Annotated in this window: 26 protein-coding genes and 1 tRNA gene; 5 read left to right on the plus strand and 22 right to left on the minus strand. The window is 65.6% G+C overall.

The genetic code is table 11. The features are described 5' to 3' along the window. Window positions 1-118: 118 nt before the first annotated feature. Window positions 119-1,012: a prephenate dehydratase gene (locus K3172_RS03880; protein WP_221587140.1), complete on the minus strand. Its 894-nt coding sequence runs from the start codon at window positions 1,010-1,012 to the stop codon at window positions 119-121. A 131-nt stretch (window positions 1,013-1,143) separates the two neighbouring features. On the opposite strand from K3172_RS03880, the gene K3172_RS03885 reads away from it, so the two are divergent. Further along, window positions 1,144-1,824 (plus strand): c-type cytochrome, encoded by a 681-nt coding sequence (locus tag K3172_RS03885; protein ID WP_221587142.1) that lies wholly within the window; start codon window positions 1,144-1,146, stop codon window positions 1,822-1,824. A 66-nt stretch (window positions 1,825-1,890) separates the two neighbouring features. Here the strand turns inward: K3172_RS03885 and K3172_RS03890 are convergent, their stop codons facing one another. Together K3172_RS03890 and K3172_RS03895 are read right to left on the minus strand one after the other, a co-directional pair. Beyond that, the gene (locus tag K3172_RS03890) at window positions 1,891-2,550 is read right to left on the minus strand and encodes an RlmE family RNA methyltransferase (RefSeq protein WP_221587144.1); all 660 of its coding nucleotides are present in this window, start codon (window positions 2,548-2,550) and stop codon (window positions 1,891-1,893) included. Further along, on the minus strand, window positions 2,543-3,763 hold the full coding sequence (locus K3172_RS03895) for a Ppx/GppA phosphatase family protein (RefSeq protein ID WP_221587146.1): 1,221 nt from the start codon (window positions 3,761-3,763) through the stop codon (window positions 2,543-2,545). The genes K3172_RS03890 and K3172_RS03895 overlap by 8 nt, the downstream gene beginning before the upstream one ends. Before the next feature lie 189 nt (window positions 3,764-3,952). On the opposite strand from K3172_RS03895, the gene K3172_RS03900 reads away from it, so the two are divergent. Then, window positions 3,953-4,026, plus strand: a tRNA-Gln gene (locus tag K3172_RS03900). A gap of 53 nt (window positions 4,027-4,079) precedes the next feature. Here K3172_RS03900 and K3172_RS03905 read toward each other — a convergent pair. The 13 genes from K3172_RS03905 to K3172_RS03965 form a co-directional block, all read right to left on the minus strand. Beyond that, entirely contained in the window at window positions 4,080-4,538 is a 459-nt protein-coding gene (locus tag K3172_RS03905) for an A24 family peptidase (RefSeq protein ID WP_221587148.1), read from the minus strand. Further along, complete coding sequence (locus K3172_RS03910; protein ID WP_221587150.1) at window positions 4,535-5,203, minus strand: hypothetical protein; 669 nt, start codon at window positions 5,201-5,203, stop codon at window positions 4,535-4,537. Before K3172_RS03910 ends, K3172_RS03905 begins: the two co-directional genes overlap by 4 nt. A 3-nt stretch (window positions 5,204-5,206) precedes the next feature. Continuing rightward, window positions 5,207-6,172 (minus strand): type II secretion system F family protein, encoded by a 966-nt coding sequence (locus tag K3172_RS03915; RefSeq protein WP_221587152.1) that lies wholly within the window; start codon window positions 6,170-6,172, stop codon window positions 5,207-5,209. A 1-nt stretch (window position 6,173) separates the two neighbouring features. Continuing rightward, window positions 6,174-7,178 (minus strand): type II secretion system F family protein, encoded by a 1,005-nt coding sequence (locus K3172_RS03920; protein ID WP_247717917.1) that lies wholly within the window; start codon window positions 7,176-7,178, stop codon window positions 6,174-6,176. After that, window positions 7,175-8,551, minus strand: coding sequence for a TadA family conjugal transfer-associated ATPase (locus K3172_RS03925; protein WP_221587154.1), 1,377 nt, complete (start codon window positions 8,549-8,551; stop codon window positions 7,175-7,177). The genes K3172_RS03920 and K3172_RS03925 overlap by 4 nt, the downstream gene beginning before the upstream one ends. Beyond that, window positions 8,548-9,747 carry a CpaE/TadZ family protein gene (locus tag K3172_RS03930; RefSeq protein ID WP_221587156.1) on the minus strand — a complete coding sequence of 400 codons (1,200 nt, stop codon included), beginning with the start codon at window positions 9,745-9,747 and terminating at the stop codon, window positions 8,548-8,550. Before K3172_RS03930 ends, K3172_RS03925 begins: the two co-directional genes overlap by 4 nt. 1 nt (window position 9,748) lies before the next feature. Then, window positions 9,749-10,420: a TadE/TadG family type IV pilus assembly protein gene (locus K3172_RS03935; protein WP_221587158.1), complete on the minus strand. Its 672-nt coding sequence runs from the start codon at window positions 10,418-10,420 to the stop codon at window positions 9,749-9,751. A 2-nt stretch (window positions 10,421-10,422) separates the two neighbouring features. After that, window positions 10,423-10,953 carry a TadE/TadG family type IV pilus assembly protein gene (locus K3172_RS03940; protein WP_221587160.1) on the minus strand — a complete coding sequence of 177 codons (531 nt, stop codon included), beginning with the start codon at window positions 10,951-10,953 and terminating at the stop codon, window positions 10,423-10,425. Beyond that, window positions 10,950-12,548, minus strand: a complete 1,599-nt coding sequence (locus tag K3172_RS03945) for a pilus assembly protein TadG-related protein (protein ID WP_221587162.1) — start codon at window positions 12,546-12,548, stop codon at window positions 10,950-10,952. The genes K3172_RS03940 and K3172_RS03945 overlap by 4 nt, the downstream gene beginning before the upstream one ends. Before the next feature lie 24 nt (window positions 12,549-12,572). Then, window positions 12,573-12,854 carry a hypothetical protein gene (locus tag K3172_RS03950; RefSeq protein ID WP_247717918.1) on the minus strand — a complete coding sequence of 94 codons (282 nt, stop codon included), beginning with the start codon at window positions 12,852-12,854 and terminating at the stop codon, window positions 12,573-12,575. Further along, a complete protein-coding gene (locus K3172_RS03955) occupies window positions 12,844-14,280 on the minus strand; it encodes a type II and III secretion system protein family protein (protein WP_345725586.1) in 1,437 nt (478 codons plus the stop codon). The genes K3172_RS03950 and K3172_RS03955 overlap by 11 nt, the downstream gene beginning before the upstream one ends. After that, on the minus strand, window positions 14,270-15,169 hold the full coding sequence (gene cpaB, locus K3172_RS03960; RefSeq protein ID WP_221587164.1) for a Flp pilus assembly protein CpaB: 900 nt from the start codon (window positions 15,167-15,169) through the stop codon (window positions 14,270-14,272). Before cpaB ends, K3172_RS03955 begins: the two co-directional genes overlap by 11 nt. An 81-nt stretch (window positions 15,170-15,250) precedes the next feature. Continuing rightward, window positions 15,251-15,433: a Flp family type IVb pilin gene (locus tag K3172_RS03965; RefSeq protein ID WP_221587166.1), complete on the minus strand. Its 183-nt coding sequence runs from the start codon at window positions 15,431-15,433 to the stop codon at window positions 15,251-15,253. Window positions 15,434-15,882: 449 nt separating this feature from the next. Between K3172_RS03965 and K3172_RS03970 the strand changes: the two genes are divergently transcribed. Together K3172_RS03970 and K3172_RS03975 are read left to right on the plus strand one after the other, a co-directional pair. Further along, window positions 15,883-16,701, plus strand: a complete 819-nt coding sequence (locus K3172_RS03970) for a DUF2569 domain-containing protein (RefSeq protein ID WP_221587168.1) — start codon at window positions 15,883-15,885, stop codon at window positions 16,699-16,701. Window positions 16,702-16,764: 63 nt separating this feature from the next. Next, window positions 16,765-17,370 carry a hypothetical protein gene (locus tag K3172_RS03975; RefSeq protein ID WP_221587170.1) on the plus strand — a complete coding sequence of 202 codons (606 nt, stop codon included), beginning with the start codon at window positions 16,765-16,767 and terminating at the stop codon, window positions 17,368-17,370. Here the strand turns inward: K3172_RS03975 and K3172_RS03980 are convergent, their stop codons facing one another. Both K3172_RS03980 and K3172_RS03985 read right to left on the minus strand, forming a co-directional pair. Then, the gene (locus tag K3172_RS03980; RefSeq protein ID WP_221587172.1) at window positions 17,371-18,015 is read right to left on the minus strand and encodes a M23 family metallopeptidase; all 645 of its coding nucleotides are present in this window, start codon (window positions 18,013-18,015) and stop codon (window positions 17,371-17,373) included. Between the two features lie 91 nt (window positions 18,016-18,106). Further along, complete coding sequence (locus K3172_RS03985) at window positions 18,107-18,805, minus strand: helix-turn-helix domain-containing protein (protein ID WP_221587174.1); 699 nt, start codon at window positions 18,803-18,805, stop codon at window positions 18,107-18,109. Between the two features lie 305 nt (window positions 18,806-19,110). Here K3172_RS03985 and K3172_RS15635 point away from each other — a divergent pair, with 305 nt between their 5' ends. Beyond that, entirely contained in the window at window positions 19,111-22,350 is a 3,240-nt protein-coding gene (locus tag K3172_RS15635) for a calcium-binding protein (RefSeq protein WP_221587176.1), read from the plus strand. Between the two features lie 172 nt (window positions 22,351-22,522). Here K3172_RS15635 and K3172_RS15640 read toward each other — a convergent pair whose 3' ends face one another. The 4 genes from K3172_RS15640 to K3172_RS04010 are packed head-to-tail and all read right to left on the minus strand — an operon-like array spanning window position 22,523 to window position 24,500. Further along, window positions 22,523-23,119, minus strand: coding sequence for a JAB domain-containing protein (locus K3172_RS15640; protein WP_221587178.1), 597 nt, complete (start codon window positions 23,117-23,119; stop codon window positions 22,523-22,525). A gap of 8 nt (window positions 23,120-23,127) precedes the next feature. Continuing rightward, entirely contained in the window at window positions 23,128-23,574 is a 447-nt protein-coding gene (locus K3172_RS04000; protein WP_221587180.1) for a hypothetical protein, read from the minus strand. Window positions 23,575-23,612: 38 nt separating this feature from the next. After that, window positions 23,613-23,948 (minus strand): hypothetical protein, encoded by a 336-nt coding sequence (locus K3172_RS04005; protein WP_221587182.1) that lies wholly within the window; start codon window positions 23,946-23,948, stop codon window positions 23,613-23,615. 39 nt (window positions 23,949-23,987) lie between these two features. Further along, window positions 23,988-24,500 (minus strand): helix-turn-helix domain-containing protein, encoded by a 513-nt coding sequence (locus K3172_RS04010; RefSeq protein ID WP_221587184.1) that lies wholly within the window; start codon window positions 24,498-24,500, stop codon window positions 23,988-23,990. Window positions 24,501-24,685 lie beyond the last annotated feature (185 nt).

Raw genomic sequence — 24,685 nt, forward strand, 5'->3', positions numbered from 1 at the left:
GGTCCGAGAAAAGGTTCCCGAAATACTTTTTTGTCGGGCCCTTTTTATATCGCAATGTCGCCTGTGGTGAACGGCTCACCGCAAGCCATGTGCATCGTTCCGCGCCGCACCCAGCCGGTTAACCGCGCTTGCGCACCTGGGGGTAGCTGCCCAGGAGGCGGACGTCGTTCGTCTGGAATGCCAGCTCCTCAAGCGCAGTATCGACGTTCGGGTTCCCGGGCGCGCCTTCGATATCCGCAAAGAATTGCGTCGCGGCGAAGCTGGCGCCCTTCTGGTAGCTTTCGAGCTTGGTCATGTTGACGCCGTTGGTGGCGAAGCAGCCGAGCGCCTTGTAGAGCGCGGCGGGGATGTTCTTCACCTCGAAGACGAAGGTCGTCATTGCCGGCGCGCCGTCCAGCTCTGCAGGATCCAGCGCCTCCTTCGCGAGTACGACGAAGCGCGTGGTGTTGTCGTGTGCGTCCTCGACCTCGCTCTCGACGATCGTCAGGCCATAAAGATCGGCCGCGAGCGGAGGGGCGATGGCGGCGATGAAGGGATTGCCGCTTTCCGCCACGAAGGCCGCCGCGCCGGCCGTGTCGGCGTGGCTCAGCCCGACGATGCCGCGTTCGGCAAGGAAGTGGCGCGACTGTCCGAGGGCCTGCGGATGGCTGTAGGCCGCTTCGAACGGCCCTTCGCCCAGCGCCATCAGCGCGTGGGTGATGCGCATGAAATGCTCGGCGACGATATGGAGGCCGCTTTCGGGCAGCAGGAAATGGATGTCGGCCACACGCCCGTGCTGCGAATTCTCGATCGGAATCATCGCGCAACCGGCGCGGCCGGTTTCGACCGCCTCCAATGCATCCTCGAAGCTGAAGCAGGGCAGCGGTAACGCTTCGGGCGCGAACTGCATCGCGGCCTGGTGCGAATTCGAACCGGGCGCACCGCCGAAGGCGATCGCGCGCATCGGCTCCGCCGCTGCGGCTTCGCGCATGGAATCGACCATTTCGAGGGCGGGTTTGGCAAACTGGCGCATGCCGGGGCGTTACGGGCGCCCTCCGCGCGGTTCAAGAGCTATTGCGCTAACCGGACTTGCGCCCGCGCGCTTGCTTCACTAGAGCGGCGCCCAACCACCAGACCAACAGTTTTCTTGCAGGCAAACACGCAATGGACGACCGTTTCAACACCGCCGCCGGCTGGGTCCTTTTCGCCGGTATCGTGGCTCTCGGCAGCTCGATCGTGTCGGGCATGTATTTCCATGCCGACAACAGCGAGCTGGCCGAAGGCGCGGAACCCGGCTTCTTCATCGAAGGCGAAGCCGAGGAAGCCGGAGCGGCTGGCGAGATGTCGTTTGCCGAAGCGCTGAACTTGGCCAACGCGGCCGACGGTGAAAAGGTTTTCGCCAAGTGCAGCGCCTGCCACACCATCGACCAGGGCGGGGCCAACGGCATCGGTCCGAACCTGTATGGTGTGATGGGCACAGCGATCGGCGCCCATGCCCCCGGTTTCGCCTATTCCAGCGCGCTGTCCGGCAAGGGCGGGACATGGGACTGGGACGCCATGAATGCGTGGCTCGCCAACCCGCGCGCCTTTGCTGACGGAACCAAGATGAGCTTCGCCGGCCTGCCCAAGATCGAGGATCGTGCGGCGGTCGCGCTCTACATGAACGCGCAGGGTTCGAACCTGCCCGTGCCCGAGTTCGTGCCGGCAGCTGCGGAAGAGCCGGCTGCCGATGCTGCCGACACTGCCGGTGCCGGCCCCGGCCCGGCCGAAGGCGTGCCGGTCGATGCGGTAGAGGCTGCGGGTGCCATGAGCGCGGACCAGCCGCTTCCGGAATCCGCCAACTGACAGGCGCGGCACCGCACAAGGATCAAAGAAAGGCCCCGCTTCGGCGGGGCCTTTTCTTTTCCTGCGTCAGCCCTTGAAGCCTTGCGCGATGACATACCACTCGCTCGAGCCCTTGCGGCTCGCGGGCGGCTTGGCATGCTTGACGGTTTTGAAGTGCTGCTTGAGCAGGGCGAGCAGGTCGTTGTCGGTCCCGCCCGCCAGCACCTTGGCGAGGAAAGTTCCGCCCGGCGCAAGGTTCTCGATCGCAAACCATGCGCCCGCTTCCACGAGGCCCATCGTGCGCAGGTGATCGGTTTGCTTGTGGCCGACGGTGTTGGCGGCCATGTCGCTCATCACGAGTTCCGCCTTGCCGCCCAGCGCCTCTTCGAGCACGCGCGGCGCATCATCATCCATGAAATCCATCTGGAAGATGGTGACGCCCTCGATCGGTTCGACCTCGAGCAGGTCGATGCCGACGACATGCGCCTGCGGTTTGACCTTGCGCACCACCTGGCTCCAGCCGCCCGGCGCAATGCCGAGATCGACCACGCGGGTGACGCCCTTGAGCAAGCCGAACTTCTCGTCGAGCTCGATCAGCTTGTAAGCCGCGCGGCTGCGATAACCCTCGGCCTTGGCCTGTTTCACATAGGGGTCGTTGAGCTGCCGCTGGAGCCAGCGCGTCGACGATGCCGTGCGCTTCTTGGCGGTCTTGACCCGCGTCTCGCGGTCCTTGCCCGATCTAGACATCCTGTTCCCTCATTCGCTGGAGCGCGGCACGGCTGCGCTCGCCCTCGGCGTCGGCGGCGATCAGGCTGCGCAGGATACCCTCGCGGATCCCGCGGTCGGCCACGCCGAGCTGTTCGGCAGGCCAGATATCGAGGATCGATTCGAGAATGGCGCAGCCTGCGATCACGAGATTCGCGCGGTCGTCGCCGATGCAGGGAAGCTGGCGCCGCTCGCCTTCCGCCATCCTGGATAGCCGCGCGGAAATGTCGCGCATCGCTTGGGAGGGCAGGATCAGGCCGTCGACCATCCGGCGATCGTATTGTGGCAGTTCGAGATGCAGGCTCGCCAGCGTCGTGACGGTCCCGCTGGTGCCCAGCAGGCGGATCGGTTCGCTGCCGCCGGCATAGTCGGCGATGCGCTCGGCAAAGGGCTCGAAGCTGCGCGAGACCGTGCGGCGCATCTGGCGGTAGCGTTCGACCCGGCTCTCCTCGCTGTCGTCGGAGCCCGGCACGGTATCGGTGAGCGAGACCACGCCCCACGGCACCGACAGCCAGTCGAGGATGCGCGGCACCGGCCCGCCGGCCTCGACCAGCACGAGTTCCGTCGAACCGCCGCCGATGTCGAAGATGATTGCTGGGCCAGTTCCGTCCTCGAGCAGCACGTGGCAGCCGAGCACGGCCAGCCGCGCCTCTTCCTGAGCGGAAATGATGTCGAGCACGATGCCGGTTTCGCGCTTGACGCGTTCGATGAACTTGGGACCGTTGGCGGCGCGCCGACAGGCCTCCGTCGCAACCGAGCGCGCCAGGCGGACATTGCGGCGGCGCAGCTTTTCCGCACAGACCTGGAGCGCCGCAAGCGTGCGCTCCATCGCCTCGTCCGACAGCCGCCCGCTCGCGGCCAGGCCCTCGCCCAGGCGCACGACCCGGCTGAAGGCGTCGATCACGGTGAAGTTCTCGCCACTCGGCCGAGCAATCAGCAGGCGGCAGTTGTTGGTGCCCAGATCGAGCGCGGCATAGGCCTGGCGATATTGCGGTGCCCCCGCCTTGGCGGGGTCGGCGCTACGCTCCGGCGATGGCGACTTGCGCGCTCCGTTGGGAGCTGCGGCGCGCGTCTCGTTCTTGCGCTGGTCGGGCCGGACGGGGCGCTTGTAGCGGAAATCGGCTACCTTGCCGGACTTGCCGCCCCGTTTGTTTCCAGGCCCCCTTTGGATGTCCGGCGGAGGATTGTCCGCCATAATTCAGGAGCTTTCTTTTTCCTCCCGCACCAACCACCGGATGCGGGGACTTGCCCGCGATGCTAGCGATGAAGCGAAAGAGGGGCAAGAGCGGCGCGGCACACGGGGTTGACCTCGCGCGGCGCCGAAACTAGATGGCCGTCCTCTCCCGCGTGCGGAAATGATTCTGCGCGGCCCGGCGAGCGATGATGCCCCGTCCTCTAATGGTAAGAGAGCGGACTCTGACTCCGTCAATCAAGGTTCGAATCCTTGCGGGGCATCCATTTCCCGGCCAGCCACGGATAATCGCTCCCCGGCATCGCCGGAGAGCCCGAAGTCAGCCCATGAGCCCTGCTGACACGGCAAGGAAGCCGCAGGCGATCGGTACGGCGAAAGGCAGCGTCCAGCCTTCCTTCTTGCCTGCTTTCGCGACCTTGAAGCCGCGACGCCAGATGGCCATGCCGATCAGCAGGGCGAATCCGCTCGCGACCACCCAGCCCATCATCGGGAGGGCCGCGCCGAGCGGCACCGCCAGCGCGGCGGCGCTGTAGAACTTGGCATCCCCCGCGCCGATCGCGCGCAAGGCGAACAGCCCCATTCCGACCACCAGCGCTATCGCGGCGTGGATCGCGCTGGAACCGAGCGCGGACCAGCCGTCCATGCCCAACGTCGCTCCGGCGGCGGCCAGAGCGAGCAGCGCGACCAGCCAGTTGGGGATGCGGCGCGTACGCACGTCCCACACGGCCCCCACCACGGCAAACAGGGCCGCGGGGATCAAAGCAGGTTCGGTAATCACTGCGGGACGACGATGAGTTTCTGTTTGCTCTCTTCGACCGCCGGTGCCGCGGGCGCAGGTTCGGCTTCGGTCATCGCTGCCAGAACCTTGGGCTCGGGCTTCTGGCGAAAGGCGATTTCCATCTGCGGCCTCGCCGCTAACGCCTCGGGCGAGGTGATGTGGAGCACGCCATTGGCGACCCGCATGTTGCGCGGCGCGTCCTCGCCCTGTGCCACCGGGGTAGCGACCGGGACGACGCGTTCGGCGGCAGCCAGCCGCTCGGCCGTGGCACTGCGGGCCAGCATCACGTCGCGCTGCAGGCGCAGCAAGTTGGCAGTGAAGCGCATGTCCTCCGGCGCTTGGGCGACGGCGGAACGGAAATAGCGATCGGCGAGGTCGAACCGGCCGAGCTTGGCGTAAGCCACGCCGAGACCGTTTTCGGCCTCGGCAACAGTCGTCGGATCCATTCGGGCGAGGCGGAACGATGCCACCGCGGCGGAAATCCGGCCTTGCGCGAGGTAGGTGCGCCCTTCCTCGACGAGCTGGGCCCCGGCGACCTGCGCCGGGGCCTCACGCACGCGCTTGTCGGTCTTGCCGAACCCGAGGCTGGCGAAGAACGGGCTCTGGCATCCGGCAAGCGTCAGGGACGCGGCGGTCACCAATACGATCTGTGGGAGCTTTTTCATGATTCACCTCGTCAGGGCAGGAATGATTTCACGGACAATCTGCACGACCCCCGGCAGCATGATGACGCCGATCATCGTCGGCAGCATGAACACGACCAGCGGGATCGAGATGAGCACGGGCAGGCGATAGGCCTTTTCTTCGGCGCGCAGGCGGCGTTTCTCGCGCATTTCGGCGGCATAGACGCGCAGCGTGTCGGCGATGCTGGTGCCAAGCTTGTCGGACTGGATCAGCAGCGTCGCGAAGCTCTTCACTTCCTGCACGCCGGAACGTTCGCCCATCTGGCGCAGGGCGTCCTGCCGCTGGGCACCCGCGCGCAATTGCAGCGTCGCGGTCGAAAGCATGCGCGAAACCAGCGGATGGGTGTTGACCAGCTCGCGGCCGACCCGGTCCATCGCGGCTTCGAGGCCGAGGCCGGCCTCAACGCAGACCAGCATCAGGTCGAGGCAATCGGGGAAGCCGTTGGTGATTTCCTCGCACCGCCGGTCTGCCCGGGCGCGCACGAGCAGGGTCGGCACGTAAAGGCCGAGCGCGGCGAGGATCAATCCGAAAAGGTAGAACTTGGCGGTCGAAAGCTCGGTGCCGGTCGCCTTGACGTAAGCGAAATAGGCAAGCGGAAACGCGAAGACGAGGACAAGGCGGACAAGCGTATAGAGCTTGGGCGCCGCTGGCGAAGTGAAGCCGGCGGCCAGCAGGCGTTCGCGCAAGCCGTCCATGTCGTTGTCGGCCAGGCTGATGCCGGCCCGCTCGATCCTGTCGGCGAGCTCCGTCCACGCGGTGCTGCGGCGGTCCTGCAGCGTGACCCGCTGGCCGGTCGGCGTCTCGCCCGAAATCTGCCGGATGTCGGCGCGCACGTCGATCTTGCGGCCGGCTGCCCAGCCTACCCAGACGACGAGCAGGATGGTGGCTGCGAACAGCAGGACCAGGAAAGACAGCCTGGCGACCGAGTTGCTGATCAGAAGTTCGATCATGTCACACCCTGATGTTGACGAGCCGGCGGATCATCATCACGCCGATAAGATACCAGACGATCAGCGCGGGGAAGCCGATGTAGAACACCGGGTCTTCGGCGACCGAAAGATAGAATTCGGGGTTGCTGGTGAAGAGGATCACGAAGGACAGGATCGGCAGCGCCGTGAGCAGCCAGCCGGTCATCCGCCCTTCGGAACTGAGCGCGCGTACCTTGAGATAGAGGGCCGTGCGGCTGCGGATCACGACCGAGAGGTTGTCGAGCACCTCGGCGAGGTTGCCGCCGGTCTCGGTCTGGACCGAGAGCGAGGTGACGAACATGCGGATGTCTTCGAGGTCCCACCGTTCGGCGAGATCCTCGAGCGCTTCGTTGAGCGGCGCGCCATAGGCGACTTCGTCCGCGACGAGGCCGAATTCGGAGCCCAGCGGATCTTCCATCTCGGTCGTCAGCAGGTCGATCGCCGAGGACACCGGATGGCCCGAACGCAGCGCACGCACGAAGATGTCGAGCGCGACCGGGAACTGGGCCTGCATCTTCTTGCGCCGGCGCTGGGCGAAGAAGCTGATCGCCAGCAGCGGCAAGCCGAAGGCGAGCGCGGCGGAAAAGGCGAGGATCATCTGGATCGTGCCGAGGCTGAAAGTCAGGCCGGACGACACGGTGACCATCGATGCGAACAGCATGGCGACGGCGAAGACGACGCTCATGGCGAGCAGGACCTGCCACAGGCCGAACGGCACCGCCGCCATCATGAGGTTGCGCTTCAATTTCGCCATCGGCGCGGCGAAAATCCCGAAATCGCGCATGGCGAGCGGGTCATGCTTGCGCAGCTTGCCGATGATTTCTGCGCGGTCGGTACCGAAGGCGATCAGCTTGAGCCGCTTGTTGACCGCGCTACTGTGTGCGCGGCCCGCGACGCCGACCGAAATCATCGACTGCGCGAGCAGGAAGATCGCCACGAAGACCGCCAGCAGGGCGAGGAAGCGGACAATCTCCGAGCTCAGCATCATGCCGCTCCCAGGTTGAGCGAGGGACGGAACAGATCGGCCGGCAGGTCGAACCCGTGATCGCGTGCGACATCGAGGAACTTCGGTCGGATCCCGGTCGCCTCGTGCTGGCCGAGCACGTCACCGTTTTCGCTGCGGCCGGTCATCTTGAACCGGAAGATTTCCTGCATCGAGATGGTCTGGCCTTCCATGCCGACGATTTCGGACAGCGACAGCAGTCGACGGCGGCCGTCGGCCTGGCGCCCGATCTGGACGACGACATTGATCGCCGAGGCGATCTGCGCGCGGGCGGAGTCGGGCGAAATCTCGACGCCGCTCATGCCGACCATCTGTTCGACGCGCGATAGCGAGTCGCGCGCGGTGTTGGCGTGCACGGTGGTCATCGAGCCGTCGTGGCCGGTGTTCATCGCCTGCAGCATGTCGAAGGCTTCGCCGGCGCGGATTTCGCCCAGGATGATACGGTCGGGACGCATGCGCAGCGCATTCTTGACGAGATCGCGCTGGGTCACCTCGCCGCGGCCTTCGATATTGGCGGGGCGCGTTTCGAGCCGGGCGACATGCTCCTGCTGCAGCTGGAGTTCGGCCGAGTCCTCAATCGTCACGATGCGCTCGCGCCCGTCGATATAGGCCGAAAGGGCATTGAGCAGGGTCGTCTTGCCCGAGCCGGTGCCGCCCGAGATCAGCACGTTGCGGCGCGACTGGACGATGGCAGACAGGACTTCGGCAACGGCGGAGGGGATGCTGCCCAGTTCGATGAGCCGCTCCATACCGATCCGCTTCTTGGCGAACTTGCGGATCGAGAGCAGCGAGCCGTCGATCGCGAGCGGGGCCACGATCGCGTTGACGCGGGACCCGTCGGCGAGGCGCGCATCGACGAAGGGCGAGGATTCGTCGACCCGGCGGCCGACCGCGCTGACGATCTTCTGAATGATGCGGATCAGGTGCGCCTCGTCCTTGAAACGGGTCGGCGTGCGTTCGAGCAGGCCGGCGCGTTCGACGAACACGTCCTTGTAGCCGTTGACGAGGATGTCGGTGATGGTCTCGTCCGCCAGCAGCGGCTCGAGCGGGCCGAGGCCGAGCAGCTCGTCGAGGACTTCGCCCACCAGTCGCTCGCGCTCGCGCATGTTTAGCGCGGCGTCTTCGTCGATCAGCAAGGCAAGGACGATTTCGCCGACCTCTTCCTCGACCTGCGCGCGCGACATCTTCTCCAGGTTGGAGAGATTGATGGCGTCGAGCAGCTTGCGATGGATCGTGGTCTTGAGCGCGAGGAATTTCTCGATCTCGGGATCGCTGGCTACGGGCACTAGGGTAGGCGCCGGCACGTCGAAAGGCGTCTCGACCTCATTCGCGGCCTGGGTCCTGAACTGCCACTTCATTGTGTCCCTCCTGCGGGGTATCGTGCGAGGACCAGCTCCGCCAGGCGGCGGATGTCCGAAGAAAATGCGCTCTTGGATTTGGTCGAACCGATCAGCAGGCCCTGGTCCTGCGCGGCGGTCAGCGCCTGGGGCTCACTGGCGACCGTGGCGGTGACCGAGCGGCCGAGTGCATGCTCGACATCGCCGATACCGATAGACTTGAAGAGCCTCTTCTCGACGCGGTTGACCACCGGCATCACCAGCCGCGGATCAAGCCCGAGACCGGCCAGGAGATCGAGCACGCGCCGCGTCTGGCGCAGGCTGCCGAGCGATTGCTCGACCACCGGCAGGATCGCGTCCGCATGCGAGAGCACCGACAGCGACCAGTTGGCGAGGTTCGCCGGGAAATCGATCACGACATAGTCGTAGTCCTGCCGCACCAGCTGGAGCAGGCGGGCGAGCGCCGGTTCCTCGATCGCTTCGATCGGGACGATTTCGGCAGGTGCTGCGACGATGTCGACGCCGCTGTCGTGGTGCGCGACAACCGAGCGCAGCACGGCATCGTCGAGCCGCAGTCCGGCCTCGAGCAGGTCGGTGAGATTGCGGCGGGCGGAGAGCCCGAGAACTTCTGCGACCCGCCCCGACTGGATGTCGAGGTCGATCACGCAGACACGATGGCCTTCCGCCGCGATCGCCGCGGCGAGATGGGTGGCGATCGACGTCGCGCCTACGCCGCCGGTTGCCCGCATCAGGGCGAACACGGGCGCGAGGCGGGTGCGTTGCTCGGCGGTGGCAGGGGCCGTTTCCATCACCGCCACCAGCGTTTCGAAGATCTCCTCGGCCGAGAAGGGCAGGGCGACGACATCGGCCACGCCTTCGCGCACCAGCATGCGGACGGTGCGCACGTCGGCTTCGGCAATGGCGACCACCAGCGTCACGTCCGGGCGCTCGAGGTGGAACTGCTTGATCCGGTCCATGCTGCGCGAGACGCCAGGATTGACCTCCACCACGGCGACGCCGGTGTGCGGAATCCCTTCGAGCGGGAGCGCTTCATCGATCGCGCATTCGAGGAAGCTCGCTTCGGCCAGCCAGCCCGACGCCGCGGCAGCGCGCAGCGGCTCGATCTGGTGCCGCGCGGCGACGATCGTCAGGGGCACGGACGTAGGCAATGCCAGTTCCTTGTCGAGTTCGAAAATGGAGGTGTCCTTGCCCATCATGCTAACCCAGATCGCAATTCGCTGCGTTGGCGCCGGGATATTCCTCGAAGCAGGCGCCGATGCCGTCTTCCTGCGAGATCGAATATTCCGCCGTCGGCATGCCCCAGGTGCCGTAGATGCCGCTGAAGATCGGCGAGAACTGCACGCCGACGAGGCGCACGGTGATAATCGGGCTGACGTCGGGCCCACTCGGATCGCCGGCAAAGCCGAGGCCGGAATTGGTATAGACCACCTGCACCTCGGTCGGCCGCAGACCCGGCATGAACTGTTCCATGCGATCATAGACCTGGCCGAAAGCGGCGGCGCTGGGGGCGAGGGCATAGGCGCTGGTCTGCGTGCCTTCCCATGCACAGTTTACACCAGGCGAAGCGGCGGTACCGGTCCCCGTGCATCGGACACGCCGAAATACACTCTCACCGACGACCGAGCCCTGCGGCAAACCTCCAGCAACCGCATAAGTGTAGTTCGCAAGCCCCTGCGGGATCATGGCGGTGACCGCGGCGATGCGAGCCCCGGCTTGTGTGGCCTTTTCCGCGCGGCTCAATTGCCACATGTACCGCCCGCCATCGAGGATGCCGATGAACAGCAGGACCGCGAGCGGCAGCACGAGCGCGTATTCGGCGGCCGCACCGCTCTCGTCGCGCAGGAAACGGGTGAAGAAGCGCCGGACCATGATCAGAACCCCGTAACCGGGCTCTGCCCCTCGGCGCGCAGATTGTAGCTGCCGAGCGAGAAGGTGCCGAAGAGGGCGGGATAGGGGACGGTCACGTCGATCTTGACGCGCATTGCCGAGGGGATGGCAGGCGAGCCTGTGCCCGAAGCGTCGCGATAGATCCCGCCGGTCGAATAGGCCGACGCCGTGTCGCACTCGACCGAGATCGCAATCGTGGACGCACTCCCGTCGGTCCACTTGCGTACGACCGGATCGCCCTGACCATCGAGACTTCCCGTGCGGATCAAATTGCGGACCTGCGTGTCGGCCGCTCCTAGGTTGGACGCGCCGCAGGTGAAGTTGCTCGGGGCCTGCCGCGCCGCGAAGCGCGCGCCGTTGCGCACCGATTTCACCACCTGGTGTTCGGCCCACATGAGGTTGCTCAGCTCCATCCCGCCAAACAACAGCAGCGCGAGCAGCGGCAGCATCAGCGCCAGTTCGGCGGCGGCAACGCCCGATGTGTCACGCAGGAAAAGGCGGAGGAAGCGGGTCATCGGATCAGATACGGGATATCGCGCCGTACCACCTGACCGACATTGCCGTCGTCACCCACGTCGACGGCCCGGATGACCTCGACATAGACGTCGTTCGCGTCGGTGTATTTGGTCCCCGCCTCGTCGCTCCGATTATAGGGCGGTTCGACGAGGAAGACTTCGATCCAGTGCGCGACCTGGACGCCTTCCTTGTGCCCTGCCACCCCCTGCGCCTTGCAGTTGATCACAGCGGCGGTGATCACGCGGCGGTTGGCATCCCCGGTTGCGCGGCAGACCGGCGTCGGGTTGCTGCGGAACCCGCTGGGGCTGCTGATCGGCTTGGACGCGCCCACGGTCGTACCGGGGGCGGCGATGGCGAGCGTGGGATTTGCGATCTCCCACTTATAGACCTGGTAGCGGGTCGGGTTGCTCGGCATGCCCGCCTTGGCTTTCCAGGTCGCGCTGTCCCAGCCGAAGTTGACCTGGAAATAGGCGTCCCGGTTCCAGTTGCCGTCACCGATCGTGTTGTATTTGTCGAGGCCGCAATTGCCTGTCAGGCTGACACCGTGACAATCGTCGCGCGGCAGGCCCATGACCTCGACGCCCGTCAGCGGCTCGCCCGGGCGATAGCGCTTGGTCGCCTGCCGCCAGGTCTGGCCGGCTGCCTTGTCGTTGGGTGCGACGCCGCAGTTACCTGCGCCGTTGCCCTTGACCAGATCCTTGCGAACATTGGCTGCTGCAGAACAATTCGCGCCGCCGCCGGGGCAGGTGTTCGCCCCGTTCACGTCGAGATCGAAGCGGGTGTTCAGCGCGTTGAAGACCACGTCCTTCAGGCCCGGTTCGGTGGTCACGCCATTGCCCGGCACGCATTCGCCGGGCTGCCTGTCCCAGCCGAGCGACTTGGCCACTTCCGGGGTGCCGTTGCCGAGCCCGTTACGCAGGAAGCCGAAATTGCCCGGCGCGCCGGCGTCGTCGGTGATGAGGCGCAGGCCGCGCCCGACCCAGCTCGCCGGATTGAAATCGGGCGAGCCGGGTTCCTCTTCGAGCGGATTGCACATGAAAACGGGCGGCGTGTTGCAGATGGCCGAACCGAGCGAGGCGGTAGCCTCGGCCGGAACAGTCGTGCGGCGCAGAAGGCTGACGACCGGGGTCATCGTGTAAACCGCATCGCGCGTCTTTAGAACGATCTTCACAACGCGAGCAGAGCCATCGGCGCTTGTGGCACTCTTGTAGGAGTCGGCGGCTTGGTCGTAACCGGAATAGAAGGTCAGCGTGTCGACTTCGATAGCCGTCCCTTTGCCATCGTTCGAAAGGATCGTGGCATTATTCACGAGATTGCTCGCCGCAGCGGTTGCACGCGCGATGGCACCGCTCTGCCCGTCGAGCTGGGTGGCGGCGGCGAGCGCGGCCTGGTCGGCGGCGGCCTGCAATTCGCTGTCGAGCGTGGTGAGCCGGTTCCAGTCCCACGCAACCCCGGCCGCGCCGACGAGCGCGAACAGGGCCAGACCATAGGTCGCGGCCATGGCGCCGCTTTCGTCGTCGAGCAGCGCGCTGCGCACGGGCGCGCGGCGCAGCGTCCGCTTCGCTTCCGTAAATCGCTTCGCTATGCCCTTCATCGCTGGAGCCCCCTCCTGTCCCGCTTAGTTCGGACCTTCGTCCGCACCCGCGTCGGTCGTGCGGATCGAATCCGGCTGCTTGACCTGGTCGTTGCGATAGCGGTCGACCGCATCGGCGGCGTGATCGCCGCTGGTGACCATGTCGCCATCGTAGACCGGGTCCGGGTTCACCACCTGCGCCATCATGGTCATCCGGTTGGCTTCGCCGAAGGCGGCATCGCCCGGCTGTTCCAGCATCGAATTGGTGGTGCAGCCGCCCAGCAGGACGAGCGCACCGGCGAGCGGCAGGATACGATCAGTATTCATAGTCGTCGCCCTCCCCGGCGCCGGTCGGTGTCTGCGGGCCGGCAAGCTGGCTTGCGGGCACCGGATCGTAGGAATCGCCCAGCAGGACCGTGCCGGCGGCGGTTGGGTCTTCCACCCGGTCGGTCGGCAGGCGGACCTGGTCGGGCCGGATCGGCTTCACCAGCCGCGGCGTGACCACGATCAGCAGTTCGGTCTCGCCCTTCTGGTACTGGGTCGAACGGAACAGCGCGCCGAGGATGGGGATATTGCCGAGCAGCGGGACCTGGTTGACCGTGGTCTTGAAGTCCTGCTGCAGCAGCCCCGCGATCGCGAAGCTCTCGCCGTCGCGCAGCTCGAGCGTGGTCGAGGCGCGGCGGGTCTGGAGGCCGGGAATGCTGATGCCGTTGAAAGAAATCGAGGCGGCCGGGTCGATTGCGCTGACCTCGGGCTCGACGATCAGGTTGATCGTGTTGTCGCCCAGCACGGTCGGGGTGAAGCCGAGGCTCACGCCGAAGGGCTTGAATTCGATAGTGACGCGGCCCCCGCCATCGCCGCTCGTGAACCCGCCGCCCGACTGGACGACCGGGATCGGAAACTCGCCGCCGGCGAGGAACGAGGCCTTCTCGCCGGAAAGTGCGACGAGGGTCGGCTCTGCCAGCGTCTTGGCGAAGCCCTTGTCTTCCAGCGCGTTGATGTAGCCGTCGAAATTGAGGCCCAGCGCGCGGAACGAGGCGCCGATCACGCCGAAGCTGTTCTGGATCGTGTCGATGCGCAGGAGATCGGTTGCCTGGTTGATCGCGCCGGCTCCTGTGCCCGAGCCGGGGCCCTGGGCAAAGCCGAAGCTACCCGAATCGTTGATCCCGAAGCCGCGCAGGCCGATGTCCTCGCCCACCGAGCGGTTCACTTCTGCGAAGCGCACTTCGAGCATGACTTGCTGGCTGGCGCTCAGGCCGATCATGTTGACGACCTTGTCGCCGGCGTAGGTGCGGGCAAGCTGGACCGCGCGGTCCACCATGCCGACATCGCTGGCCAGGCCGGTGAGGACGAGCGAGTCGCCCGAAATCTGCGCATCGATCTGCGATCCGGGCATCAGCCGGGCGACCTGCGTGCGGAAGGCTTCCGCATCGGGGCCGACCGAAATGTCCATCACCGACAGCACGCGCCCGCCATTGTCGTAGAGCGTCAGGCTGGTGGTGCCCATCGCCTTGCCGAGCACGTAGATCGAACGATCGGTCAGCGCGACGACATCGGCGATGTCGGAATTGCCCACCAGCACCTTGCCGATCGGGCGATCGGCGGTGACCACCTGGCTCTTGTTCATGGGGATATCGAGCGCACCGGCATGGATGCCCATCGACTGGGCGGCCAGCGGGGCCGGGGCGGCGGCCAGCAGCAGCGCGGGCAGCGCTGCGCAGGCCGCGCGTTTCAGCAGCGACTTAGTTTCCACGGGCAACCTCCTGGCGTTCGCCTTCGGTACCGCGGTAGATCAGCATGGACGGGCCGCGGTAAGCCGGTGCCAGGCTGGGAACGGAAGCGGCAGCCGCCGCCGGACGATAGGCCACGCGCGACGGCGCGGGGGCGGGCGCGGAACGGGCCGAGCGGTCGGATATCCGCAAGCCGCGCCCGCCGAGATCGTTGCGGGTCACAGTCTGCGTGCCGCCAACCTGCTGGTCCTCGACATTGCGCAGCGCGAGGCTGAGCTTGCCGACCTGGGCGCTGAGCGCCAGCTTCTGCGCGCCATAGGGATCGACCAGCAGCGTCGCCATCTTGAGTTCCTGCGCCTCGGTGTCGGTTTCGCTGGCGCGGCGGTCGATCGCCAGCACCTGCGTGTTCTCGAGCACGACGGTGGTCATCTTGTCATCATTGCTCGCGCCATCCCCGGGGATGTTGCGCGTCAGCATGACGTCGACTGCATCGCCTGGCGTGACGAAACCGGCCACGCCGGTGAAGTCGTCCACGGGGACGGTCACGGCGCGCATGTTCTGCGGAATGTTCTCCGACAGGACGGCGCGCTCGGAAATTCTGGAAGTGAGGATCGGTTCGCCCGCGGCGATGGGCCGGATGGCGACCTCGGTGCCGGCAAAACGGTTGATGTCGGTGATCGCGCCGGTCGGGACCGATTGCGCCGGCCAGTTGACCAGCCGCGTATTGTCCTGCGTCAGCGGGGTACCGAAGCCGAGGTCCTGCGTGGCGACGGCGACCTGGACGAGCTTCTGCTCTTCCGCGATCCGTGCCTGTTCTTCTTCCACGCCGGAAAAATAGGAATTGGTCAGATAGACCGCGATGACGCCCAGCAAGACGGCGACGCCGGCGATAATGAGATTCCGCCTGTCCATGATATGTGCCCCCAACGATCCCCGTAAACGCAAGTTGAAATGGAAGGCCCGCCCGCTGGACCGGGCGGGCCTCGCCAAATCTTAGCAGGTCGCACCCTTGGTGCTGATGCAGGTGCCGGTCGTGGTCATCGCGCCGCCGATGGCGGTCGAGAGAGCCTGAGCACCGACAACGATCGCCAGGCCGACGACCATGAGGATCAGCGCGTATTCGGCAGCCGAGGCACCGGATTCGTCAGCGGCGAAGTTCTTGATGAAGTTGGTCATGATTCAAATACCCTAGTCCAAGATCGAGGATGACCCCCGAAGATGAGCGAAAGGGCTCCGGCCTCTATTTCCGGTTTGCCCCCGTTCCCGTGCGGGTAGTGTTCGGAACCGGCGCGACCGTTTTCTTGTTATCCGACGGTTACGCCGGATCTGAAACGCCTGTTCCCTCACGGAACGCCTTAAGCATCCCGCCAACGGCGAGCGGCGTCAATCTTTTGGCAACCAACTAAATTTATCTCGGAATTACAGCTATGTAAGGGCGAAAAGGGTTAACCCCAAAGGTAACCGGGTGTAAAATTGTATATTTACGCCACGCAACAAATTTCGAATCGGGGCCAATGATTCGCAAATTTTTAATGATTTTACATCTAGCTAGCCTTGGATTCTTACGGTTGCACGTCGGGCGGTTGCCCGATCGGAAACCGAACGGCGGCAAGGGCATTTTCCTTATGATGGTCCCGCAACGGTACAGAACTGCGCTGTTCCAAGCGTTTTTACGCTATGCAGCCTCGCTCGAGCGCAAGTCGCGGGCACTGGTCGGCGCGCTCCGTCCCTTCGTGGACCGCGCCATCCCCTACTGGATCCTGGGCTGGTTGGCGCTCGCCGCGCTGCGGATGGTGTCCGCACCTGCCCCCATCGCCAGCTTCACCGAATTCGCCAGCGTCTTCCTCCCCTATGCGATGATCGCCCTGGCCCCGCCGCTGGGCTTCCGCCTTGCCGAGGCCGCGTTTCCTGCCGGGGTCGACAAGTGGGAGCCGCAATTCCGGCTCGCCTTCGTTGGGCGCTGGGAAGCCATCGATCGCGATTCCGCGCGCCGCCACCCGATGTTCGGACCGGTCGGCTTCATGGCATCGCTGCTGATCGGCCTGCTGCTCAACGTGGTTCTGCGCAGCGGCGAATTCCTCATCGCCGTGCCCGCCGTCAGCATGGCAGGCCCCGATTGGGCCCGTGCGATCTTCCTCGCCATGGCGTTCGAAGTGGTGGCAATGAACTTCCTCTACCTCGTCTGCTTCGTGATGGCCCTGCGCACGATCCCGCTGTTCCCGCGGATGCTGGCGCTCACCTGGATGTTCGACATCGCGCTCCAGCTGACCACCGCCGGCGTCGTCAAATCGCAGGCGGACCTGCCTGCGGAGGTGGCGACGGCGCTGGTGGAACTGTTGCAGGGCAATATCACGAAGGTGCTGATCAGCGTTGCCGTATGGCTCCCCTACCTGCTGCTGTCAGACCGGGTGAACGTCACCTATCGCAGCCGCCTGCCCGCCTGACCCTCGCTCCCCGCTTCACCATGTGATAGGCCCACGCGTCCAAGGGCTTACGGGAGGGGCGTGGTGCGTCAGGCACGCAATCGGCGAACACAGGCATGGGCGATGGGGCTGGCGGGCGTCGCCGCGCTCGTGGCGGCCGTCCTCTTCGTGCAGCCGGAGCTGCTCCCCGGCGCACGCGCGCCGGTGGCCCGTGTCCCCCTACCGAGCTTTACGCGCATCGACTTGCCGGCCGCCGAGCCGGTGGACGAGGCCGACGCAGCCTTGCCTGCGCGAATCGACGCGGCAGAAGCCGCCGATCTTGCCGCGCTGACCGCAGCACGGCCCGGCGGCCCGCCAGCGGGCGCACCCCGGCCCTCGCTCGCCACGACGCGCGACGCGCCGGACGCGGGCACCATCGCCGCCCTCGCGACCGAACCGGTGATCGTGCGCAAGGTCGTGCGGGTGAACAATCGCGAGGCAGGGAGCATGCCGATCCACATCGACGCGCGGTCGCGGCTGCTGGTCGATCCCGCCGATCTCGGTGCCGTGCTGGCGCGGGCAGGGGTCCAGCGCGGAACGGCGAGGCCGGCTGCGGGGCAGGCGATGCTGAGTTTCTCGGAGCTGCGCGCCGGGGGGCTCGACCTGCGCTACGATCCCGAAAGCGACAGCGTGGTGATTACGACAGGCTGATTACCAGCTGCTGGCAGGATTGGCCGCCCGTCCCCCGACGCGGGTTTCGTAATGCAAATGCGGGCCGGTGGAGCGTCCGGTCGATCCGACATAGCCGATCACCTGACCCTGCTTGACCGTCTCGCCTGCGCGGACGGCGACGGCCGAGAGGTGGGCATAGCGCGTCTCGACCGAGCCGCCATGCGAGATCGCGACGAGGATGCCGTAATTCCCGCTCCAGCCCGCAGTCGTCACGCGGCCGGCAGACGTCGCGGCGACCGGCGTACCCGTCGCCGCCACGAGATCGACGCCCGCATGGAAGCGGTTGCCACCCAGGACCGGGTGGTACCGCATGCCGTATCCGCTGCTGATCCTCGCGGCGGCGAGTGGCCGACCGCTGGGCAGGCCGACCAGCCCCGGGCTGAGGCCAGCATGCCCTGGTTCGATATCGGTGCCTGCAAGGTCCACGGCCTTTCCGAATACGATCACGGGCTCGTCGTAATCCTCGAGCGGAACCTCGTCCGTCATGACGTCGGCGCTTACGCTCGCGGCACTTGCGGCGAGCGGCGGTACGCCCCCTTCGCCGTCCCTCGCTCCGCTCGCAGCAGGCGCGCCAAGCAACAGCGCGAACGCGCAGCATTTCAGCAGGTTGGCAGGCCGTTGCATGGAAGCATTCCCCCGAGTCCCGGCAAGGAAACTATCACGCCTCGCCGGGTTGCGCGAATCGCAACCGCACGGCGGGTCAAATCGGGACGGCTCAGCCCCAGTCGATTGTGATCGAGACCTGGCTGGCGTAGGCACCCGCGCAATCGGCGATCTCGCTGCGGCAGCGCGCGATGACTTGGGCAAGTTTCTGCGGTTGTCGGCTGCCTTCGGCAGTGTCTGCCCGGATGTGATCCACCCCTGCCCCGCGTCCATAGAGCAGCGCGACCTTGGTCGTGCCGAGCGCGGCGGCAAGCTGGTCGAGCGCCGCCTCGCGCGGGCGCGCCTTGCCGGTTTCCCACTTCCACAGCGTGGGCTTGGTCACCCCGACCCGCTCGGCCAGTTCGACCATCGAGAAGCGCGACGCCGAGCGCATGCGCTTGAGCCGCTGGCCGAAGGTTTCGTCTGCAAGCGGCGCGCCTGCGGATTGCGGGCCTTCCGGAATGGCATGGCGCAAAGCCGCCTCGAGCTCGCTCTCCGCGAGCGGGACATCGAACCGGCAGCCATAGAGATTATCTGAAGACCAGACGATCCGCGCCAACCTTTCGCCGCTATCGGGCAGGACGATTGCCACCGGTTCGTCGAGATCGAGCGCCGCGGTCGTGCCCAGCAACAGGCCCGTGACCGACAGGTTGAAGACATCGACCCGGGAGTGCGCCGCAGTCTGCGCGACGCTCGTGGCCAGGAACAGCTTGCGGCGCGGTGCACCGCGTCCCAATGTTTCGCCGTCCTGCTCTTCGAGCACACCCTGCATGCCGTTCCGCCTTTCGCGCCAAGGATAGCACGTTAGCGCGGTAACCTTAACGAGCGGTTTTAGGCGGGCGAGACCGATCGAGGCCGTCGAGGATTGGCGGGAACCGGGGCGAACGCGCCCTATCGGCTCGAGACTGCGCCGGGCAAGTGATCAGCCCCGCTTTATTTGGCAGGATGGAGGAACGTGTAGTTGCCGATTCGCCACTACATGCCTTTTCGGTGCCACGGCGAATTTTCCTACTATTCGACCATGCAGAGCTGCAATAAATAGCGCTTGCCTCGCTCCCGAGGCGGGCGGTCGCCTGAATGCCGACAGTGTACGGAACTTCTGCCAACGAAGTTATCTTCGATACGGATGCCAACGATGTGATTTTCGGGCGCGGGGGGGACGACCAGCTCCTCAGCGGCGTCGGGAACGACGACCTCTACGGCGAGGCGGGCGACGATTACCTGACCACCTCCGAAGGCAACGATCGCCTGTATGGCGGTTCAGGCAACGACCAGTTCTGGGTCTATCACGGTTATGGCAACTGGGTCGCCGGCAACATCCTCCTCGACGGCGGTGCCGACGATGACGCGCTCGAGTGGCAAATCCACGACGGGTCGACCATCACCGCGCTGGGCGGCGTCGGCAATGATACGTTTTACGGCGCTGGCAGCAGCGGATCGGTGACGATCGACGGCGGCGACGGTGACGATCGCGTCTATATCGAGCTGACCGGCGTGAGCTATGATGTGACGCTTGGCGCGGGGGTCGATCTGCTCCAGCTGTCAGGCTACTCCTCGATCTGGCATATCGGCGACAAGCTCGTCATCCGCGACTTCCAGACCGGCGCAGCGGGCGACCGGATCGACGTGGTCGAATTCCTCCAGACCGAACGCTACGATTGGGACGGCGCCGAAAACCCGTTTGGCAACGGGTGGTTCGAACTGGTCCAGGACGGCGCCGATACGGTGCTGGTCTACGATAGCGGCAGCTACGGCCTTAAGAACCTCATCCGGTTCACGAACACGAATGTCGCGGACTTCCACTTCAACAATTTCGGCTTCTCGCCCGATGGGTCGCCGCCCCCGGGCGTGACCTGGACCGGCACCGCGCTGGCCGATTATTACGACGGCACCGGCGGGGCCGACACGCTGGAAGCTCTGGGCGGCAACGACTCGATCAACGGCCTGTCCGGCGACGACCTCATTCGGGGCGGTGACGGTGACGATTATCTGTATGCAGGTACCGGTGACGACGTCGTTTACGGCGATGCCGGCAACGATTTTGTCATCGACCGGGAAGGCGGCTCGGAGAGGTTCTACGGCGGGGCCGGGAACGACAGCTTCGAAGTGTGGCGCGATTTCCACTTCGACGGCAGCTCGCTGCTGATTGACGGGGGCGGTGGTGACGATCTGGTGGACATCGCCGCCTACAACGGTTCCGGCATCAGCGTTTTCGGCGGCCAGGGGAACGACCTCATCGACGTGCGCGCCAACGGCAGCGTGGCGATCAACGCGGGCGGCGGCAACGATCACGTGAGGATCACTGGCGATCCGTATCACGCCACCCAGATGATCACGCTGGGCGATGGACAGGACCTGGTGTCCTTCACCCGCCAATCGAGCGTCTATGCGCCGACCTTGTGGGCGGTGATCAGCGACTTCACCGTCGGCGCCAATGGCGATCGGCTGGACCTGACGCAGATCGCCTCCAGCCCCTACCTCACGCTCAACGATCCGACCAACCCGTTTCGCAACGGGCCGTTCCAGCTGGTGCAGGACGGCGCGGACGCACTGCTCCAGGTCGATCAGGGCTATAACCAGGGTTTCGCGACCATCCTGCGCCTCAGCGGCGTCAACATCGGCGATTTTACCGATGCGTACAATCTCGGGTACGATCCGGGCACGCGCTCGGTCTTCGGGAGCGCGGCCGACGACACGCTGTACGGCAAGTTCGGCAGCAACCGCATGGAAGGCTACGACGGTAACGACCGGATGTACGGCTTCGGCGGCGCCGACGACATGAACGGCGGGGCCGGCAACGACGTCATGTATGGCGGCACCGGCAACGACCGGATGAACGGTTCGACCGGAGACGATGTCCTGCGGGGCGAATGGGGCGATGACGTACTGGCTGGACAGGGCGGCATCGACACTCTGGTCGGCGGCGATGGTAACGACAACCTCGACGGCGGTGGCGGAGACGATACGCTGCGCGGCGGCCAGGGCGAGGATACGCTTTCCGGCGGCGATGGCCTCGATTATCTTTCGGGCGGCGGCGGCGACGACATGCTGAACGGCGGGGCGCAGGCCGACCAGTTGTATGGCGATGGTGGCAACGACACGCTCGACGGCGGGGACGGGAACGACAAGCTCTATGGCAGCTACGGTTTCGACACGCTGCTCGGCGGGCTCGGCAACGACCTGCTCGACGGCGGATCGGAGAACGACGTCCTGTCCGGCGGCGACGGCGACGATCGCCTGCTGGGCGGCGCCGGCAATGACGAACTCGACGGCGGTAATGGTGCCGACCGGCTGAGGGGCGATGCCGGCATCGATACGCTCGTCGGCGGGGCCGGGGACGATTTTCTCGACGGCGGCTTCGGCATGGACCTGCTCCATGGCGGTCTCGACAACGATACGCTCAGCGGCGGTGGCGAGAACGACCAGCTGTTCGGCGACGAAGGCAATGATGTGCTGATCGGGGGCGCGGGTCTCGACTACATGTTCGGCGGCGATGGCTCGGATACCATCTCGGGCGACGGTGGCGAGGACTGGCTGTACGGTGGCCTCGGCGGGGATACGCTTCGCGGTGGAGCGGATGGCGACATTCTCTTCGGCGAAGCCGGCGACGATACGCTCGACGGCGAGGGTGGTAACGACATCGTCCTCGGCGGTGACGGCAACGATCTTGCCCGCGGTGGAACAGCGAGCGACCTCGTCTACGGCGAAGCCGGTAACGACACGCTCTATGGTGATGCGGGTGTCGATCTGCTGTTCGGCGGAGCGGGGGACGATACGGTCTATGGCGGTGACGATACCGACCAGATTGCCGGGGGCATCGGCGCCGATACGCTCAATGGCGGGGCAGGATCGGACCTCATCATCGGCGGTGCCGGCAACGACATCCTGACCGGCGGTGCCGGGGCCGACGTGTTCATCTTCGATGCACCGCTCGGCGCAGGCAATGTCGACCGGATAACCGATTTCGTCGCCGGAACCGATGGTATCGTGCTCGACCTCGATATCTTTACCAGCCTCTCCGAAGGGCTTCTGGCAACCTCGGCATTCGTGCGGGGGACTTCCGCGGGCGATGCCAACGACCGGATCATCTACGACCAGTCGACGGGACGCATCTATTACGATGCCGATGGCTCGGGAGCTGGTGCCAAGGTTCAGTTCGCACAAGTCACTGCCGGGACCAACCTGACCGCGGGGAGTTTCGAGGCTTATTACATCAACTACGACGAGACCCCGCCGGCGTTTGCGAACCCGCTCGAGGCAGCCAAGGTCGATGCCATCGACCCGCTATTCGGGGCCGACACGTTCCTCTTTGCCTGAGGACCCTGAGCGAGAGCTGCGGGTAAGAGCCTGGCTGTACATTCGGATTGCCGGGATAGCGTACGTCGCGCTCTCCGGCGAGCGTCAGCCGCGCTTCCGGCACTGATGCAGGATCCGACCGCACCTGCCTGCGGGGGGCGGGGCAGGTGCGGCCGAACTCGGTTGAGGCGTGTCAGGCTCGCCGGGCCACGCGATGGACGTGCGGCTTGCCGAGCGCGCCGATCGCCGCGAGGCTCTGGATTTCGCTCGCTCCGACGACCAGGTGGTCGGTCAGTTCGATGCCGAGTGCGTGCGCGAGGTCCGCGACCCGGCGGGTCGAGCGGACATCGTCCATGCTGGGCGATGCCACGCCCGACGGGTGGTTGTGGGCCAGCACGATGAATTTCGCGTCGCAGGCGAGCGCCTGGTGGAAGAGCGATCGCGCCGAGGCCAGCACCCAGTGTTCACCGCCCAGCGCGATCCAGTCGCTGCGGATCAGCATGCCCCGGGCATCGCCGAACATGGCCATCAGCCGTTCCTCGCGCAGTCCCATGAACTGGCCGCGCAGCCATTCGTGAAACCGCTCGTCGGTCGTGTCGAGCGGACTGCGCCGCACGCTCTCGTCCAGGCCCGAACGGACCAGCGAGCGGATCGCGAGCAGCTTGTCGGGCCAGGTCTCGCCCGGAGTGGCACAGGCACGCAGCGCCTCGGCCTTGGCGGACATGATGGCCGCGATGGAGCCGAACCGGAACATGAGGCGCGTTGCCAGCATCCCGGCTTCGTCACCCACCAGCGGGGCTAGCCTTTCGGTGAGGTACGCGATCCGGTCGGGCGCGACCGCTGTTGATGATTGTACGTCCCCCACCCAGTGATGAGGATCAGCATCCAGAAGGGAAAGCGTTCGAGGATCGCGTAGATCAGCGGAAACATCCCACCGTCGATCGCCCGAAGCACGTGCCCGCCGACGGCGAGTAGTTGAAGTGATCCTGCCCATAATGTCCAAAACCTGTCAGCTTTGAGCGCGATCGTGACGATCAGCGCCAAGAGGAGGCAATCGAGAAAGAAATGCCAGGGATGCAAACCCAGATAGTCGCCTCCCTCGCCGATCACGGCGTGGAAAGTCTGATCTAAGAGAATCTGCGATAAAAGGCCGGTGGCCAGTGCTTTCTCGGGCCATCCACCCCGCCGCCACGCGTAGACAAAGACTACGATTAGGACTGCGACTTGGACAAGCGTGCGGATCATGGTGTCCGCTGCTGCCAGAAGTGAAGGCCCGAGGCAATTCAGGCAACCTTGCGAGCGTCGCTGAGTTCTGCGGACGTGAAGCCGTTGTCGGGGCAATCCTCTTCGGGACCCATGATCTCGCGGCCGATGTCGCGCAGCTGCATATGCGTGCGCAGCATGTCGCTCTGCGCCGCGACGAGGCTGGCGGTGACCTTCTGGAGGCGGATGAGTGCGTGCTGCGCCGCGCCTTTGGGGGCTTCGGCCACCTCTACCTGCGCCTGAGCCACCGTCGCGGTGGTCGCGGCGGCGGCGGCAAGCGCGCGGGCGATCAATTCTTCGGTTTCGATGACTTCGCGGCTGAGGCGAGCAACGGCGGCGGGAAGCGTAAGGGCCATATAGATTGTCTCCAGTTCACACAAACCGGAGACTAAGGCCTACCCTACGATCAGGTTCTCCAACCCGTTCGCGACGCCCAGCAGGATCAGCAGCGTGGCAGCGATGACGACGGCTCCTCCGCCCATCAACGCCAGTCGCGATGTCGCACCCAACTGGGCCGGCTCGATCTCCGGCACCTTCCCGAAATTGAGGCTCTCCCATGGCGCCGGTTCAGCGAAAGAGTGGCTGTCGGCGAACATGAGGAACTCGCCCTCGGTCCGGTCAGGCCTTGGTGCCGGTTTCGGGGGGGTGGGAGGTAGGGGGGAAGAGCCACGGGGGGGCGAATCCCCCCCTTCCCCATAGGTGTTGCGGAACAGGCGGGCGGCCTCGACGCGCGTGACATCACCCAGGCGCCGACGTACCGCATCGATCCGGCGGTCGAAAACTTTCGGCGTGATATCAAGGACTCGCGCAGCTTCCTTCGAGGTGTAGCCATCGCTGACGAGCTGCATCGCCTCGATCTGCTTGTCCGTCAGATCGTCCCACAAGTCGCGTGTCTTGAGAGTGTCCATGTCGTTTTGATACAATAGTCGTTGCGTGGAAAAAAGGGTCGATATTGGACCAATTACTGGCAGACTTCGCCGTTCCGTATTCTGTCGCTATTGGGTGTCTACTGGTCGTTCCGCGATCCTCTCGACAGCGGCCGCATCAGCGCCTACACCGCGCACATCCCCGGGGAGCGAGCTGTCGCTGAGAG

The sequence above is a fragment of the Qipengyuania proteolytica genome (assembly GCF_019711565.1).
Lineage (GTDB): Bacteria > Pseudomonadota > Alphaproteobacteria > Sphingomonadales > Sphingomonadaceae > Qipengyuania > Qipengyuania proteolytica.

What these genes read in the sequence shown, in the direction of transcription:
- K3172_RS03880 (WP_221587140.1), bottom strand. Translation starts at nt 1,012, where the DNA reads ATGCGCCAGTTTGCCAAACCCGCCCTCGAAATGGTCGATTCCATGCGC.
- K3172_RS03885 (WP_221587142.1), top strand. Translation starts at nt 1,144, where the DNA reads ATGGACGACCGTTTCAACACCGCCGCCGGCTGGGTCCTTTTCGCCGGT.
- K3172_RS03890 (WP_221587144.1), bottom strand. Translation starts at nt 2,550, where the DNA reads ATGTCTAGATCGGGCAAGGACCGCGAGACGCGGGTCAAGACCGCCAAG.
- K3172_RS03895 (WP_221587146.1), bottom strand. Translation starts at nt 3,763, where the DNA reads ATGGCGGACAATCCTCCGCCGGACATCCAAAGGGGGCCTGGAAACAAA.
- K3172_RS03910 (WP_221587150.1), bottom strand. Translation starts at nt 5,203, where the DNA reads ATGAAAAAGCTCCCACAGATCGTATTGGTGACCGCCGCGTCCCTGACG.
- K3172_RS03915 (WP_221587152.1), bottom strand. Translation starts at nt 6,172, where the DNA reads ATGATCGAACTTCTGATCAGCAACTCGGTCGCCAGGCTGTCTTTCCTG.
- K3172_RS03920 (WP_247717917.1), bottom strand. Translation starts at nt 7,178, where the DNA reads ATGATGCTGAGCTCGGAGATTGTCCGCTTCCTCGCCCTGCTGGCGGTC.
- K3172_RS03925 (WP_221587154.1), bottom strand. Translation starts at nt 8,551, where the DNA reads ATGAAGTGGCAGTTCAGGACCCAGGCCGCGAATGAGGTCGAGACGCCT.
- K3172_RS03930 (WP_221587156.1), bottom strand. Translation starts at nt 9,747, where the DNA reads ATGATGGGCAAGGACACCTCCATTTTCGAACTCGACAAGGAACTGGCA.
- K3172_RS03935 (WP_221587158.1), bottom strand. Translation starts at nt 10,420, where the DNA reads ATGGTCCGGCGCTTCTTCACCCGTTTCCTGCGCGACGAGAGCGGTGCG.
- K3172_RS03940 (WP_221587160.1), bottom strand. Translation starts at nt 10,953, where the DNA reads ATGACCCGCTTCCTCCGCCTTTTCCTGCGTGACACATCGGGCGTTGCC.
- K3172_RS03945 (WP_221587162.1), bottom strand. Translation starts at nt 12,548, where the DNA reads ATGAAGGGCATAGCGAAGCGATTTACGGAAGCGAAGCGGACGCTGCGC.
- K3172_RS03950 (WP_247717918.1), bottom strand. Translation starts at nt 12,854, where the DNA reads ATGAATACTGATCGTATCCTGCCGCTCGCCGGTGCGCTCGTCCTGCTG.
- cpaB (WP_221587164.1), bottom strand. Translation starts at nt 15,169, where the DNA reads ATGGACAGGCGGAATCTCATTATCGCCGGCGTCGCCGTCTTGCTGGGC.
- K3172_RS03965 (WP_221587166.1), bottom strand. Translation starts at nt 15,433, where the DNA reads ATGACCAACTTCATCAAGAACTTCGCCGCTGACGAATCCGGTGCCTCG.
- K3172_RS03970 (WP_221587168.1), top strand. Translation starts at nt 15,883, where the DNA reads ATGATGGTCCCGCAACGGTACAGAACTGCGCTGTTCCAAGCGTTTTTA.
- K3172_RS03980 (WP_221587172.1), bottom strand. Translation starts at nt 18,015, where the DNA reads ATGCAACGGCCTGCCAACCTGCTGAAATGCTGCGCGTTCGCGCTGTTG.
- K3172_RS03985 (WP_221587174.1), bottom strand. Translation starts at nt 18,805, where the DNA reads ATGCAGGGTGTGCTCGAAGAGCAGGACGGCGAAACATTGGGACGCGGT.
- K3172_RS15635 (WP_221587176.1), top strand. Translation starts at nt 19,111, where the DNA reads ATGCCGACAGTGTACGGAACTTCTGCCAACGAAGTTATCTTCGATACG.
- K3172_RS04000 (WP_221587180.1), bottom strand. Translation starts at nt 23,574, where the DNA reads ATGATCCGCACGCTTGTCCAAGTCGCAGTCCTAATCGTAGTCTTTGTC.
- K3172_RS04005 (WP_221587182.1), bottom strand. Translation starts at nt 23,948, where the DNA reads ATGGCCCTTACGCTTCCCGCCGCCGTTGCTCGCCTCAGCCGCGAAGTC.
- K3172_RS04010 (WP_221587184.1), bottom strand. Translation starts at nt 24,500, where the DNA reads ATGGACACTCTCAAGACACGCGACTTGTGGGACGATCTGACGGACAAG.